Annotated in this window: 12 protein-coding genes; 7 read left to right on the top strand and 5 right to left on the bottom strand. The window is 67.5% G+C overall.

The features are described from left to right. Positions 1–14: 14 nt before the first annotated feature. Both ARC63_RS00200 and ARC63_RS00195 read right to left on the bottom strand, forming a co-directional pair. Positions 15–281 (bottom strand): DksA/TraR family C4-type zinc finger protein, encoded by a 267-nt coding sequence (locus ARC63_RS00200; RefSeq protein WP_010482865.1) that lies wholly within the window; start codon positions 279–281, stop codon positions 15–17. A 170-nt stretch (positions 282–451) separates the two neighbouring features. Further along, entirely contained in the window at positions 452–1009 is a 558-nt protein-coding gene (locus ARC63_RS00195) for a DUF2058 domain-containing protein (RefSeq protein WP_019338831.1), read from the bottom strand. A gap of 62 nt (positions 1010–1071) precedes the next feature. Between ARC63_RS00195 and ARC63_RS00190 the strand changes: the two genes are divergently transcribed. The 3 genes from ARC63_RS00190 to ARC63_RS00180 all read left to right on the top strand — a co-directional run bounded on the left by ARC63_RS00190 (position 1072) and on the right by ARC63_RS00180 (position 4014). Beyond that, positions 1072–1572, top strand: a complete 501-nt coding sequence (locus tag ARC63_RS00190; protein ID WP_049409052.1) for a M48 metallopeptidase family protein — start codon at positions 1072–1074, stop codon at positions 1570–1572. Between the two features lie 47 nt (positions 1573–1619). Then, positions 1620–2318 carry an RNA pseudouridine synthase gene (locus ARC63_RS00185; protein ID WP_019338833.1) on the top strand — a complete coding sequence of 233 codons (699 nt, stop codon included), beginning with the start codon at positions 1620–1622 and terminating at the stop codon, positions 2316–2318. A gap of 103 nt (positions 2319–2421) precedes the next feature. After that, positions 2422–4014 carry a phospholipase D family protein gene (locus ARC63_RS00180; protein ID WP_049481929.1) on the top strand — a complete coding sequence of 531 codons (1593 nt, stop codon included), beginning with the start codon at positions 2422–2424 and terminating at the stop codon, positions 4012–4014. Between the two features lie 3 nt (positions 4015–4017). Here the strand turns inward: ARC63_RS00180 and ARC63_RS00175 are convergent, their stop codons facing one another. Next, complete coding sequence (locus tag ARC63_RS00175) at positions 4018–5094, bottom strand: HDOD domain-containing protein (protein ID WP_049409049.1); 1077 nt, start codon at positions 5092–5094, stop codon at positions 4018–4020. A 278-nt stretch (positions 5095–5372) separates the two neighbouring features. On the opposite strand from ARC63_RS00175, the gene ARC63_RS00170 reads away from it, so the two are divergent. Beyond that, positions 5373–6470 (top strand): Glu/Leu/Phe/Val dehydrogenase dimerization domain-containing protein, encoded by a 1098-nt coding sequence (locus tag ARC63_RS00170; protein ID WP_010482852.1) that lies wholly within the window; start codon positions 5373–5375, stop codon positions 6468–6470. A 44-nt stretch (positions 6471–6514) separates the two neighbouring features. On the opposite strand, the gene ARC63_RS00165 is transcribed toward ARC63_RS00170, so the two are convergent. Further along, entirely contained in the window at positions 6515–9355 is a 2841-nt protein-coding gene (locus tag ARC63_RS00165) for an autotransporter serine protease (RefSeq protein WP_057502229.1), read from the bottom strand. 183 nt (positions 9356–9538) lie between these two features. On the opposite strand from ARC63_RS00165, the gene ARC63_RS00160 reads away from it, so the two are divergent. The 3 genes from ARC63_RS00160 (at position 9539) to ARC63_RS00150 (ending at position 11749) form a co-directional block, all read left to right on the top strand. After that, entirely contained in the window at positions 9539–10714 is a 1176-nt protein-coding gene (locus tag ARC63_RS00160; protein WP_010482849.1) for a thiolase family protein, read from the top strand. Positions 10715–10838: 124 nt separating this feature from the next. Then, entirely contained in the window at positions 10839–11180 is a 342-nt protein-coding gene (locus tag ARC63_RS00155) for a hypothetical protein (RefSeq protein WP_004153024.1), read from the top strand. Between the two features lie 158 nt (positions 11181–11338). Further along, positions 11339–11749: a hypothetical protein gene (locus ARC63_RS00150; protein ID WP_049467900.1), complete on the top strand. Its 411-nt coding sequence runs from the start codon at positions 11339–11341 to the stop codon at positions 11747–11749. 279 nt (positions 11750–12028) lie between these two features. On the opposite strand, the gene ARC63_RS00145 is transcribed toward ARC63_RS00150, so the two are convergent. Beyond that, positions 12029–13666 carry an acyl-CoA dehydrogenase family protein gene (locus ARC63_RS00145; RefSeq protein WP_057502228.1) on the bottom strand — a complete coding sequence of 546 codons (1638 nt, stop codon included), beginning with the start codon at positions 13664–13666 and terminating at the stop codon, positions 12029–12031. Between the last annotated feature and the right edge of the window lie 57 nt (positions 13667–13723).

The raw sequence follows: 13723 nt of genomic DNA, 5'->3' as shown, positions 1-13723 counted from the left end.
CTGCCGAACAACCTTTACCTCAACTGGCTGTCCTTGCTGCCACGCCGGTTGTAGCCGGCATGCGCCTGTTCTTCGTCGTCATGCGCCTGCTGGCACGCCACGCACAGCCGGACACCGGGCACGGCCTGGCGCCGCGCCAACGGGATCGGCGCGTCGCATTCCTCACAGTGCTCCAGACCCGGGCCCTCGCGCAGCTGGCGCCGCGCGCGGGCGATCGCATCGTCGACGGTGGCGTCGATCTGGTCCTGGACCGCGCCGTCTCCCGCCCAACCGGTAGCCATGGCCATCCTCCGCAGGTGTGTCGCCTGATATGGAGACGATACACCCCGGCAAAAAGGCACGCCTTAATGTAGAGCCGAGCCACGCTCGGCTGCTCTTCAGGAAGACGAACAGAGCGCGGATGGGTTCGATCAAGCCGATTGCGACTTAATCCCCTCCGTCCCCTTCTTGTTTACCAGACCAGGTCGTCCGGCACCTGGAACTGCGCGTAGTAGGCGTCGTCCTCGGCGTTGCCGGTGGAGATCTCGGCGGTCGAGCCCGGCTGGCCATGGTCGACAATGATCGCCTCCGGGGCGCGCTCACGCACCTTCTCGGCAGCAGCACGTGGCAGCAGGGCGTAGCCCTCGCCATTTGCGACAATGACCAGCACGCCGACCGACAGCGCCTTGCGCAGCTTGGGGTCGATCAGCAGAGTGCGGATCGCCGCGCCATCGCTGAAGCGGTACTCGTCGTCGCCCTTGTGGGGCACGGCATGGGCCGTGATGATCTGCTTCGCCTGCGCCTTCTGTTCAGCCTGACGGGCCTGGGCATTGCGCTCGGCGGCCAGTGCGCGGTCGCGCTCGACCTTCTCGGCGCGAGCCCGTTCAGCCTCGCGCTGGACGTCGGCCGAGGTCGATTCGGCCTTGCCCTGCCGGGCCTTGGCCTGCGCGCTCGCGGCAGCGCTGGCCTGCGACTTCTTGGCCAGGCCGGCCTTGAGCAATTGTTCCTGCAGCGCGTTGGGCTTTGCCATGGTCGATGCGTACCGCGTGTAATCTTGGATGCTCCATTCTACCGACGCCCCGCCGCCCCTGCATGGCAGTCCTGAAGTACCTCAACGGCTATCCCGAACCCCTGGTCGCCCAGGTCAGCGACCTGCTGGCACAGGGCAGACTCGGCCCCTGGCTGCAGCAGCGCTACCCCGACCCGCACGAAGTGCGCAGCGACCGCCAGCTGTACGACTACACCCAGGACCTGAAGGACCGCTACCTGCGCAAGTCGGTGCCGCTCAACAAGGTCTGCTACGACAACACGCTGGAAGTGATCAAGCACGCGCTGGGCACCCATACCGCCATCTCCCGCGTGCATGGCGGCCGCCTCAAGGCCAGCCGTGAGATCCGCATCGCCACCGTGTTCCGCCAGGCACCGGCCGCGTTCCTGCGCATGATCGTGGTGCATGAGCTGGCCCACCTGAAGGAAGCCGACCACAACAAGGCCTTCTACCAGCTGTGCCAGCACATGGAGCCGGATTACCTGCAGCTGGAGTTCGATACCCGCCTGTACCTGACCGAGCTGGCCAACCGCGGCCAGCGCTGACCGGCCGCAGCAGCTACACTGCGCGCCCCCTGCCTGACCTTTCCGCCATGGAACCGATCCGTCTCGACAAACGCCTGTCCGCTCTGCTCGGCATCCCACGCGGCGAAGCGCGACGCTACATCGAAGGCGGCTGGGTCACGGTCAACGGCGACGTGGTGGAACAGCCACAGCGTCCGGTCGATGACAGCGCGGTGATCGTCGTGGCCGAGCAGGCCAGCGATGAAAAGGCCGAGCGGGTCAGCATGCTGCTGCACAAACCGGCTGGCGTTGCCGCCGAAACCCTGTGCGCGCTGGTCAGCAGTGACAGCCGCAGCGAACTCGACGCCAGCGACATCCGTCCGCTGCAGCGCCACTTCCACGGACTGCAGCTGGCCGCCTCGCTTCCGGCCAGCGACAGCGGCCTGGTGGTGGTCAGCCAGGATCCGGCCACGCTGGCCCATCTGCAGCGCAATCTGGGCCGCACCGAACAGGAATACCTGATTGAAGTGGCCGAAGGCGGGCCCGAGCGCGGCCCGTGGCTGATGGCGCGGCTGCAGCAGGAATCAGGCGGCGCCAAGGTCAGCTGGCAGAGCGAGCAGCGCCTGCGCTTCGCGGGCAAGGGCCTGACGGCCAAGGGCCTGCGCGTGGCGGTCACCGCTGCCGGCCTGCAGGTGACGGCCGTGCGCCGGCTGCGTATTGGCCGCGTGGCACTGGGACCGCTGCCCGCGCGGCAGTGGCGTTACCTGGGCAGCGACGAGCGGTTCTGACCGCGAAGTTCCAGTCATCCGCGCATGGCGTGACATTGCCTGAAGAAGGCATCCACGCATGGCGTGGATCTACTGCAATGAATCTGTTGGCTTTCATCCACGCATGGCGTGGCTCTACCATCGGGGCATGAGCCTGCCCAAGCCCCTGTGGCGACGCCTGCTGCGCGTCGCTGCAATCATCCTCGCCGCGCTGTTGCTGCTGGTCCTGTCCGGGCTGCTGCTGGCCGACCATCTCACGCCACGGGCGCAGGGCGCACCCTCGCATGTGCTGCCACTGCAGCCGGCGCAGACCCGCATCGACCAGGAAATCGTGCCGCTGCAGGACGCACACCCCGGACAGTCCGGCGTGGCGTTCCTCAGTGATGGCATGGATGCCTTCGCCGCACGCGCGATGATCACCACGCACGCAGGCCGCAGCCTGGACCTGCAGTACTACATCTGGCACGACGACCTGATCGGCCACCTGATGGCCAAGGCGCTGTACGACGCCGCCGAGCGCGGTGTGCGCGTGCGCATCCTGCTTGACGACATGAACGCCCAGGACAAGGACGCGCTGATGATGGCGCTGGACCGGCACCCGAACATTGAAATCCGCCTCTACAACCCGTTCCGAAACCGCAGCGGCATCGCGCGCACGCTGGAACTGGTGCAGCGCGCTTTCAGCGTGAACCACCGCATGCACAACAAGAGTTGGATTGCCGACGGCCGAGTCGCGATCGTCGGTGGCCGCAACATCGGCGAGGAGTACTTCAGCGCACGCACCGATGTGAATTTCCAGGACCTGGATCTGCTGGTTGCCGGCCCCGCCGTGGAGCAGGCCAACCGCATCTTCGACGACTACTGGAACAGTGAAGCGGCCATACCGGTATCGGCGCTTGCCTTCCATACCGATGCACAGCTGCGCCTGCTGGTCCGCGAATCGGATCACGAAGCGCAGCGCGACGTGGCCCGGCCCTACCTTGCGCGCGTGGCCGAATCGCGCAAACGGCAGCGCCCAAGCCCTGAGCCGCTACATTGGAGCGGTGCAGTGCGCATCGTGTCGGACCCGCCGATGAAGCACCGCAAGGACGATCGCGCTGCCTGGCTGGTGTCGACCCTGATCAGTGAGCTGCAGGCCGCCCGGCACAAGGTCCTGTTGATCTCGCCCTACTTCGTACCCGGCAACGAAGGCCTGGATGGCTTTTCGGCCATGGCCGGGCGGGGCGTGCAGGTCGGCGTGGTCACCAACTCACTGGCCGCCAATGACGTTGCCGCCGTGCACGGTGGCTACATGGGCTACCGCGTGCCATTGCTCGAAGCTGGCGTCCACGTGTACGAACTGAAAGCGCAGGGGCAGTCCGCCGATGCCGGCGTGTTCGGCAGCAGCGGCGCGAGCCTGCATACCAAGGCGTTCCTGGTCGACGATCGCCGCGGTTTCGTCGGTTCGTTCAACCTCGACCCGCGCTCGGCCTATCTGAACACTGAAATGGGCGTGCTGTTCGACGATCCGGTACTGGGCGCACAGCTGCGGGACGAGTACCTGCGCCTGGCCGATCCCAGGCACAGCTGGTGGCTGGCGCTGGACGACCGTCACCGGTTGCGCTGGCTGGAGCGTGAACCACCACCACACTGGGTGGAGGCCGAGCCAGGGGCAACGGCGCGCAAGCGCTGGTTGTCGCGGGTGATCAGCTGGCTGCCGGTGGAATCGCAGCTGTAACGCTCAGGGCGCCGGACCCGCCTCTTCCTGTCCAGCGTCATCGCGTGTTTCCACGCTGCGCCCGTGCAGGCGCCGCCAGATCCAGCGCAGGGCATGCGGCGGCGCCGAAGGCAACTGTTCGAGCAGGGCCAGCATGCGGCTCTGGCTGGCATGTCCATGCCGGCACAGCAGGCTGGCCGCTGCGGCCGCACTGGCCAGGCGCAGGCTGTCAGCCAGCGGGCCATCCGCCTCGGGCGCCAGTGCCTGGTGCACCGGCTCGGGCAGCTCCCAGGCCGCAGCCACGCGTTGCGCCAACGGCAGCGACCACTGCTGGAGCAGCTGCAGCGCCAGCGCCGGCTCCACCGTCTCATCGCGTGCCTGCGCTTCCTGCAGCAGCTGGCGCATCACCAGTGCGGCCCCCAGCCCCTGTACCAGGCCCAGCCACTGGGCGGCGAAGGCATCGCCGAAGGTGACCGTGCGTGCGTGGTCAGCGGCTGCGCGCGAAGCCAGCAGCGCGTGCTCCCAGATGATCGTGCTGAACTGCGGAAACACCTCGCACTGCACCTGCATCACCGGCTGTACCAGCACCGCGCTGATGATCTGTCGCACGCCTTCGGTTCCGACCAGTGTCACCGCCCGCTGCAGGCTTTCCACTGGGCGCTCGTGCACCTTGTAGGCCGGGCTGTTGGCGATGCGCAGCAGGTTGCCGGTCAGCACCGGGTCCTGGCCGATGATCGCCGCCATCACCCGCGCCGATGCCGCATCGTCGTTGACCGTCTGGATCAGCTGCGGCAGCAGCTGCGGGCGGCGCGGCAACTGACGGGCCGCCCAGTCCCGGTCCTGCAGCGCGCGCGCCACCGCCTCGCCCAGTCCCGCGGCCTGCACCGGCGTGGATTCACCGGCCAGGCGCGGGTACAGGGCCAGCGCATGCAGGCCGCGCTGCAGATGTGCAGCGATCTCGGCCGAAGGCAGCGCCTCACCCTGCAGGCTGGCCGCAGCCGCCGCCACCGCCTGTCGCGACACCGCCGCCAACCGGGACGGCGCGGCCCCGGTCGAGCGCGCCAGCCAGCCGCGCAGCGATCGCCACCAGGCCGGCGTCATCGCCGCCCGCCCTGTCGTTGTGGTGCCCTTGCCGTCACTGACCGCCCTGCCTCTTCACGCGAATCCGGCCACCCGCCGTCGTCGCAGCATCGGCCGCACTTTCATCTTCTTTAACCGGAAGGCCGCCGATGTCGACGGCACCGGCCGGGGGAATGGACTAGAATGGCGCCGCGCGACCCGTCCCCCTGCACCGACGACGTCGCTTTTTTTGTTTTGGGACCCTACCGTTCACTGGCCGTTCGCTGCAGTTCGCCGCTGATCGCGCCATCGGAGACGCCATGCTATTCGAAACCCTCGCCACCACCGGCCACGAACAGGTGGTGTTCTGCCACAACCACGACGCCGGCCTGAAGGCGATCATCGCCATCCACAACACCACCCTCGGCCCGGCCTTGGGCGGCGTGCGCATGCGCCCCTACGCCAGCACCGACGAGGCGCTGGCCGATGCGCTACGGCTAAGCCGGACGATGACCTACAAGAATGCACTGGCCGGCCTCAACGTAGGTGGCGGCAAGGCGGTGATCATCGGCGACCCCAAAGTGGACAAGACCGAGGTGCTGTTCCGTGCCTTCGGCCGTTATGTCGATTCCCTGGGCGGGCGCTACATCACTGCCGAGGACGTCGGCACCGACGTCAACGACATGGAGAACATCTACCTGGAAAGCCAGTTCGTGACCGGCGTGCACCAGGTCCATGGTGGCTCCGGCGATCCCGCTCCGTTCACCGCCTACGGTGCGCTGCAGGCACTGATGGCGTCGATGCGCTTCAAGTTCGGCCATGAGGAAGTGGGCAAGACCAGCATCGCTGTGCAGGGCCTGGGCCACATCGGCATGGAACTGGTGAAGCTGCTGCGCGACCGCGGCGCCAAGCTCTACGTCACCGACCTGGACAGCGCGCTGGTTGATCGCGCGGTCAGCGATTTCGGTGCCGAAGCAGTCAAGCCGGATGAGATCCATGAAGTGAACGCCGACGTGTTCGCACCGTGCGCGCTGGAAGGCGCGATCAACGCCGACACCCTGCCGCGGATCAAGGCGAAGATCATCTGCGGCACCGCCAACAACCAACTGTCGAGCCTGGAGATCGGCGACGAGCTGCATGCGCGCGGCATCCTGTATGCACCGGACTATGCGGTCAATGCCGGCGGCGTGATGAACGTGTCGCTGGAGATCGACGGTTACAACCGCGAACGCGCGATGCGCCTGATCCGCAGCATCTACCACAACCTCACCCGCATCTTCGAACTGTCGCAGCGCGAGAACATCGCGCCGCAGCGTGCCGCCGACCGCATCGCCGAGAGCCGCATCCTGTCGATCGGCAAGCTGAAGATGCCGCTGGGCCGCAGCACCCCGCGCCTGGGCAACCTGCGCGGCGGCTGAGCCAGCCGACGTCGCGCCGGGCATGACCCGGCGCGACCTGTCCTTCAGAAGCCGGTGCTGTAGCGCAAGGCTGCCTGCCGCGCACCTTCGCCACCGACGCGCTGGTCGAAGCCCAGGCTCAGGCGGCCATTGCGGCCCCACCACGATTCCAGCGCCACGCCGATCAGCGCACTGCCGCGCGGTGCGTTCCAGCCCGCCAGCGGTGCCCAGGCATCGACGCCGACGAAACTGGCCTGCCAGTCCGCATCCGCGCCATCAATCCGTTGCTGCCATTCGGCATGCCCACGCAGCGTCCAACGCCCCCAGGCACGCTCGCCGCGGATACCGGCCAGCATCTGGCTGCGCTGCACGCGATTGGCATCACCCCGCAGGCCGAAACCGAAGCCGCCGAGCTCATTGAAGGCGTCGGTATCCACGCGCGTGGTGCTGGCGCCGACGTAGGGCGTCAACGATGCGCCTGCACGCCCCAGCCGGTACCCGCCCTCCACGCTGGCACTGCTGAAACGGCCGCCATACCGCGCAGAGACACCATAGGCGCCCGCACCGAGCAGCAGCTGACGATCCAGCGCGCGGGTGAACTGGCCGCTGCCGACCTGGGCCAGCGCGTAGCCACGCCCCAGATTCCAGCCCGCGTACAGCTGCGCCTGCGCCTGGCGATCACGCCCACGATCGCCGCCGAAACTGCTGCCACCATTACTTCGGGTCTCGCCAAACGCCACGCCCATCAGGCCGTTGCTGCCCAGTGGCAGATCCTGGCCGGCCATCCAGCCCCGGCTGTCGGCGGCGTTGCCGGCGAAGCTGCCCTGCCCCGCCTCACCCAGCGCGCTCTGCCAGCTACCGCGCAGGCGCGGTGCGGCCTGTACACGATCGAAGCGCTCGGCGATCGCACGCCGCGACATGTCGATGCTGTCGAAGGTCGCCGCTTCGGCACGGGCGTGCGCTTGACCGGACAGGCTCTGCAGGCTGGCGGCCAGGCCCTGCGGGCCACCGCCGGTCCACTGCAGGGCGCCGGCCGCTGCACCAAAGGCCGATCCCTGCAGCCCTGCGTTTTTGTCGAGTGCTGCGAATGCACCTTCCAGGCGCTGTGCTGCCGCCTGGGCGGACGCCCCCAGGCCGCTGGCCGCTGCGGTGACGCTGACCTGGGTCAGGTTCAACCAGGCGTTGTTGCTGTCGTAGCCGTAACTGCTCTGCAGCAACGACAGCCCCTGCAGGCCACTGGAGGTAGCCGGCGTACTGAAGGTGCCACTGAGTCCGCCTGCCGCGTGGATCAGGTCCTGGCGGCTGCCGTTCTGTGGCACGTAGCCGGAAACGAAGCCATGCACGCGCACGCCACCGTCGATCGCGGCATTGCCGGTGACCTGCAGCGCATTGGCGCCCAGTGCGATCATCAGCTGTGCACCGGCCTGCTGGGTGTAGTTGCCCTCGATCGTGCCGGTGGTGTTGCCGGTGGTGAGGAACACGCTGCTGCCGTTGACCACATTGCCGATCACGCGGGGCGTGCCGCCATTGAACTGCAGGCCGGTCGAATCCGGATCGGACTGGCCGAGAATGGTCACATTGGAACGGACCACACCACCGTTCTGCAGCGACAGGATGCCGCGTTCGATGCGGGTGGCGCCGGTGTAACTGTTGTTGCCGGCCAGCACCAGGGTGCCCCCGCCCTGCTTGACCAGGCCGCCGCTGCCGACGATATCGTTGCGCCACGCCGAGCCGGTCGAAGCAAGATCCACGTTGGCGACCACATCCCCCCAGTCGAAACGGCCCGGACCGTTGATCGCACGGCCGATGTCGAGCAGGCCGTAGCCGAACACCGAATCCACGCCCGGCGCGCCGATGTCCTTGGCGGTGCCCAGCAGGGTCTGCCGCACCAGATCGTTGCTGAAGTACGGGAAGCGCTCCCAGACCAGCGCCGCCGCGCCGGAAATCAAGGGCGCCGCAAATGACGTGCCGTAGTTCCAGTAGTAGCTGCCACCATTGGCATCGGGATAGACCGCGCTGCCTGGCGCCGCAAGGCAGTACCGGGCTGCCTGGCCGCAGGCATTGGCATAGCTGGCCAGCGTACCTGGCGCATACGGATCCACGGCGGTGGCCACCAGCCAGCCGCGCTCCAGATCGGCGGCCGGCAGCGTGCCGGCCACGCCCTGCTGGCTGGGCAGCGCGGCCAGGCTGCTCGGTTCGCTGCGGCCATCATTGCCCGCGGCAAACACCACCAACCCGCCGTGGTTGATCACGAAGGGACGATATTCGGCGGCCACCTGCGCGGTGGTCGGCAGGTCGGTCCAGTACAGGCCGCCCCACGAGTTGTTCATCACCTTCACGTTGTAGCTGATCAGGTCCTGGTGGACCTGGGCCACACCCAGCGGTCCGCTGAATGCATTGCCGCGTCCGCTGCCGTCGTCGGTCGGCGGTTTGTCGGCAATGATCCGTGCCGACACGATCTGCGCCTTTGGCGCGATGCCGCCTGGCCAGGAGCCCGTTGCCGCGCCGGCGGCGAGGCTGGCCACGGCGGTGCCGTGGCCGACCACATCATCGACACCCAGATTGTTTCTGGCCGGATCGATGTAGTTGAGGTTGGCCAGCACCCGGCCATTCAATGCCACCGCATTGCGCTGCACGCCGGAGTCGACGATGCCGATGCGCACGTTCTGACCGGTCAGGCCGGCAGCCTGTGCGGCGCGCGCATTGGTGACTGACAGATGCGCGTCGAAAGCCGGCTCCTGTGGTTTGACCGGGGGCGGCGTCGTCGGTGGCGGGGTAGTCGGTGGCGGCGGTGGTGGCGGTGTATCGATGCGCACGTTGCCGCCCCCGCCACCTCCACCACAGGCCGTCAGCGCCAGTGCCAGCGCGGTTGCCAGGGCAGATCTCACCGTCGTCGTGCGTTTCATCGATTCCTTCCCATGAACGTTGGCCCGCCCTTGTGCCGGCAGGCATGCGGCGCCGTCCAACGGCGGCCCTCCCCGACCCTCTATACTTGGGCCGACCCCCACGCAGTCTGCCGGGAAACCGGGGCGCTTCCAACGGCCCACGGTCTCCTTTCCGAACATTGCTTACGCATCAACGAGATTGCCATGTCCAACATCGTCATCGCCGCCGCCAAGCGCACCGCCATCGGCTCCTTCCTCGGCCAGTTCAACGGCGTGCCGACCCCGACCCTCGGCGCGGCCGCCATCGCCGCCGCCCTGGAACAGTCGGGCATCCCGGCCAGCGACGTTTCCGAAGTCCTCATGGGCTGCGTGCTGCCGGCCAATCTGGGCCAGGCGCCGGCCCGCCAGGCGGCGATCGCTGCCGGCATCCCGCTGTCAACCGGTGCCACCACGCTGAACAAGGTGTGCGGCTCGGGCATGAAGACCATCATGCTCGGCCATGACCTGATCAAGGCCGGTTCGGCCAGCATCGTGGTCGCCGGCGGCATGGAATCGATGTCCAACGCGCCGCACATGCTGCCCAACTCGCGCACCGGCAACCGCTTCGGCAACTTCCAGGCGGTCGATCACATGGCCCACGATGGCCTGGTCAACGCATACGACGGCAAGGCGATGGGTGAATTCGCCGAATGCGCCGTGGACAAGTACCAGTTCAGCCGCGAAGAGCAGGACGCCTACGCCATCGAATCGGTCAAGCGCGCGCAGGCGGCCCAGGCCAACGGTGCGTTCGCCGATGAAATCGTCGCGGTGAAGGTCGCCACCCGCAAGGGCGAGGTCGAGGTCACCACCGACGAGCAGCCCGGCCGCTCGGACATCGCCAAGATCCCGACCCTGCGTCCGGCCTTCAAGAAGGACGGCAGCGTCACCGCCGCCAGTTCCTCCAGCATCTCCGACGGCGCCGCCGCTGTGGTCCTGCTGACCGAGGAAGACGCAGCCGCACGTGGCATCACCCCGCTGGCCCGCATCGTCGGCCACGCCACCCACTCGCAGGAACCGGAGTGGTTCACCACCGCCCCGATCGGCGCGCTGCACAAGCTGCTGGACAAGACCGGCTGGTCGCTGGACCAGGTCGATCTGTTTGAAATCAACGAAGCCTTTGCCGTGGTGGCGATGGCGCCGATGCGCGAACTGGGCATCCCGCATGACAAGCTCAACGTGAATGGCGGTGCCTGCGCACTGGGCCATCCGATCGGCGCCTCCGGTGCACGCCTGGTGGTGACCTTGGTCAACGCCCTGCGCACGCGCGGTGGCAAGCGCGGCATTGCCACCCTGTGCATCGGCGGTGGCGAAGCAACGGCTATCGCCATCGAATTGATTTAAATGGATTTAACGATGATTTCGCAAAAATGAATGCGGGATCGCTTGACACCCAATCTTGGCTTGTCATCATGTTGTCGGCGCGCAGCATGCGCGTTGCCTAATTCTAACGACGAGGATTCACACAATGAGCATCAACAAGCTGCTGGTCGCGATGTCCCTGGCTCTGGCCCTGGCCGCCTGCTCGAAGCAGGAAGCTGCCCAGGACGCCGCTGCTTCGGCCAACGAAGCCGCCACCGAAGCCCAGGCTGCTGCCGACCAGGCCGCCGCTGCTGGCGCCCAGACCGCCGACGCTGCCCAGCAGGCCGCTGACACCGCCGCCACCGCTGCTGACGCTTCGGTTGACGCTGCTGCCCAGGCTGGCGCTGCTGCCACCGACGCCGCTGCCGGCGCCGCTGCTGACGCTGCCAAGGCTGCTGAAGGCACCGCTGAGAAGGCCAAGGACGCTGCTGAAGAAGCCAAGAAGTAATAACTTCTTTCTTCACGCTGTTCTGGAAAAGCCGCTGGTTCGCCAGCGGCTTTTTCTTTTGTCGAAATGCGCGCGACTGAGCCGCTGCATCGCGACCCCGTCTTCACAACGGCATGAATAGGCTGGCGTCCCCATCCATTGCAGTACCGGAGACCGCCATGAAGATTCGTCCGATCACTACCCCCCTGCTGGCCGCCTCCCTGCTGCTGGCCCTGGCCGCCTGCAAGGGCCCGGAAGCCGAACAGGCCAAGCAGGACGCACAGCAGGCGGCCGACAGCGCAGGCGCTGCCGCCCGCGACGCCGTCGACAAGGCTGCTGCCGCCACCCGCGAAGCCGCCGACAAGACCGCTGCCGCTTCCGAGCAGGCCGCCGCCGATACCCAGCAGGCGCTGGACAAGGCTGCAGACGCCACCGCGAACGCTGCCGACAAGGCCAAGGACGCCGCAACCGACGCCGCCGCACACGCCAGCGACGCGACCGCCGACGCCGCGCAGAAGGTTGCCGACAAGGCACGTGATGTCGCCAATGACGCCAAGGCCAACGCCGCCAAGGAAGAAGCCAAGCACTAAGCCTTATCGGCAGCCGAGCATCGGCTCGGCGCTACAGGAAAAGCCGCGGCACTGCCGCGGCTTTTCTGCTTTTCGCTCTCTGCTCTCTGTTGATTCCGTGGTGGACCGCACGGAAACCGTCCAAGGCCGCGCGAGTGGGTTGCGCAGGGGCGTAAGCGCCATGGATGGCGCGCCCGGGCCTACAAGGACGTATTCACGGCGCCCCCTGCGCGACCTACCCGCGCGGCCCATCCATCAGTATCAGCGCCCACCACGAGGGGCACCGCCGTTGGCCATTCCCTACGGCAGCGCGCGCGCCAGCATCGCCGTCAGCTCCAGCCCCGCCGGCAGCGTCCCAAACGCCAGCCCATGCTCCCCTTCCAGCCGGCTGCGCACGAACGCCTCCGCCATCGGGCTGCGCGCACGCAGCAGCAGCGCCGCCTGCAGCAGCAGCGCGGTACGCTCGCAGAACAGCCGCGCCTGCGCTTCCTCCGGTGGCGGCGCCGCTGCCCAACGCTGCAATGACGCTGCATAGCGCCCATCACGATCAGCCACCGACGCCAGCTCACCGCGCAACGCCGCCATCGCCTCCGGCTCACGCGCCAGCGCGCGCAGCACATCCAGGCACTGGATGTTGCCGCTGCCCTCCCAGATCGAATTCAACGGTGCCTGCCGGTACAGGCGCGGCAGCATCGACTCCTCTACGTAGCCTGCACCGCCCAGGCATTCCTGCGCTTCATTGACGAAAGCCGGTGCGCGCTTGCACAGCCAGTACTTGCCCAGTGCCGTCCCCAACCGCGCCATCGCCGCTTCATTGGCATCCACACCGGCACGATCCACCGCGCGTGCGATGCGCATCGCCAACACCGTGGCCGCTTCCGACTCCAGCGCCAGATCAGCCAGCACGTTGGTCATCAACGGGTGCTCGACCAGCAGCTTGCCGAAGGTGCGTCGATGGCGTGCGTGGTGCAGCGCCTGCGCCAGCGCCATGCGCATCTCTGCCGCCGCACCCAGCATGCAGTCCAAGCGGGTCATCATCACCATGCCGATGATGGTGGCCACGCCGCGCCCCTCTTCGCCCACGCGCCATGCCTGTGCGCCGCAGAACTCGACCTCGCTGGAGGCGTTGGCCCAGTCGCCAAGCTTGTCCTTCAGCCGCATCAACCGGAACGCATTGCGGTCACCATCGGCCAGCCGGCGCGGCATCAGCAGGCAGGTCAGTCCTCCCGGCGCCTGCGCCAGCACCAGGAAGCCATCGCACATCGGCGCGGAAAAGAACCACTTGTGGCCGACCAGGCGATAACGCTCGCCATCGATCGGTTCGGCGCGCGTGCTGTTGGCACGGACATCCGAGCCGCCCTGCTTCTCGGTCATGCCCATGCCCAGGGTGATGCCGGCCTTGTCCGCCACCGGCACGTCGCGCGGGTCATAGACCGGTGCAGCGGCCTTGCGCGCCCACTCGGCCAGATGCGGCTGCGAATGCAGCACCGCCACCGCCGCATGGGTCATGGTCAACGGGCAGCTGGTGCCCGCCTCGGCCTGGTGATGCAGGTAGCTCAACACCGCACGTGCCACGTGTGCGCCAGGCTGCGGCTCATGCCAGGACAATCCTGCGACGCCGTGCGATTTGGCCGCGTCCATCAACCGGTGATAGGCCGGATGGAACTCCACCGTGTCGATGCGATGGCCCTGTGCATCATGCGTGCGTAGCCGCGGACGATCACGGTTGGCATCGAAGCCGAGCCGGTACAGTTCATCACCGGCGAGTGCACCATAGACACCCAGCCGCGGCGCGAAGCTGGCGGCGCCTTCGCGCTGCACGGCTTCCATCAGCGCCACGTCGTCGGTCCACAACTGTCGCCCTGCGAACGGCGGCGGCTGGTTCAGCACCACATGGGTTTCATACGGCGCGTTGCTGCTGAAGCTGGGTCCACTCATCCGGTCCATCCTGGCGGCAAGAGGTCTGCGGCCCGATTGTGCCGCATCGCCTGCCAA

The organism is Stenotrophomonas geniculata ATCC 19374 = JCM 13324, assembly GCF_001431625.1.
In the GTDB taxonomy this organism is placed as follows: Bacteria; Pseudomonadota; Gammaproteobacteria; order Xanthomonadales; family Xanthomonadaceae; genus Stenotrophomonas; species Stenotrophomonas geniculata.
This window is presented reverse-complemented; position numbering and strand designations above follow the sequence as displayed.

Excerpts from the sequence above, each read along its gene's own strand:
- ARC63_RS00200 (WP_010482865.1), bottom strand. The coding sequence starts at position 281 with ATGGCTACCGGTTGGGCGGGAGACGGCGCGGTCCAGGACCAGATCGAC.
- ARC63_RS00195 (WP_019338831.1), bottom strand. The coding sequence starts at position 1,009 with ATGGCAAAGCCCAACGCGCTGCAGGAACAATTGCTCAAGGCCGGCCTG.
- ARC63_RS00190 (WP_049409052.1), top strand. The coding sequence starts at position 1,072 with ATGGCAGTCCTGAAGTACCTCAACGGCTATCCCGAACCCCTGGTCGCC.
- ARC63_RS00185 (WP_019338833.1), top strand. The coding sequence starts at position 1,620 with ATGGAACCGATCCGTCTCGACAAACGCCTGTCCGCTCTGCTCGGCATC.
- ARC63_RS00180 (WP_049481929.1), top strand. The coding sequence starts at position 2,422 with ATGGCGTGGCTCTACCATCGGGGCATGAGCCTGCCCAAGCCCCTGTGG.
- ARC63_RS00175 (WP_049409049.1), bottom strand. The coding sequence starts at position 5,094 with ATGACGCCGGCCTGGTGGCGATCGCTGCGCGGCTGGCTGGCGCGCTCG.
- ARC63_RS00170 (WP_010482852.1), top strand. The coding sequence starts at position 5,373 with ATGCTATTCGAAACCCTCGCCACCACCGGCCACGAACAGGTGGTGTTC.
- ARC63_RS00165 (WP_057502229.1), bottom strand. The coding sequence starts at position 9,355 with ATGAAACGCACGACGACGGTGAGATCTGCCCTGGCAACCGCGCTGGCA.
- ARC63_RS00160 (WP_010482849.1), top strand. The coding sequence starts at position 9,539 with ATGTCCAACATCGTCATCGCCGCCGCCAAGCGCACCGCCATCGGCTCC.
- ARC63_RS00155 (WP_004153024.1), top strand. The coding sequence starts at position 10,839 with ATGAGCATCAACAAGCTGCTGGTCGCGATGTCCCTGGCTCTGGCCCTG.
- ARC63_RS00150 (WP_049467900.1), top strand. The coding sequence starts at position 11,339 with ATGAAGATTCGTCCGATCACTACCCCCCTGCTGGCCGCCTCCCTGCTG.
- ARC63_RS00145 (WP_057502228.1), bottom strand. The coding sequence starts at position 13,666 with ATGAGTGGACCCAGCTTCAGCAGCAACGCGCCGTATGAAACCCATGTG.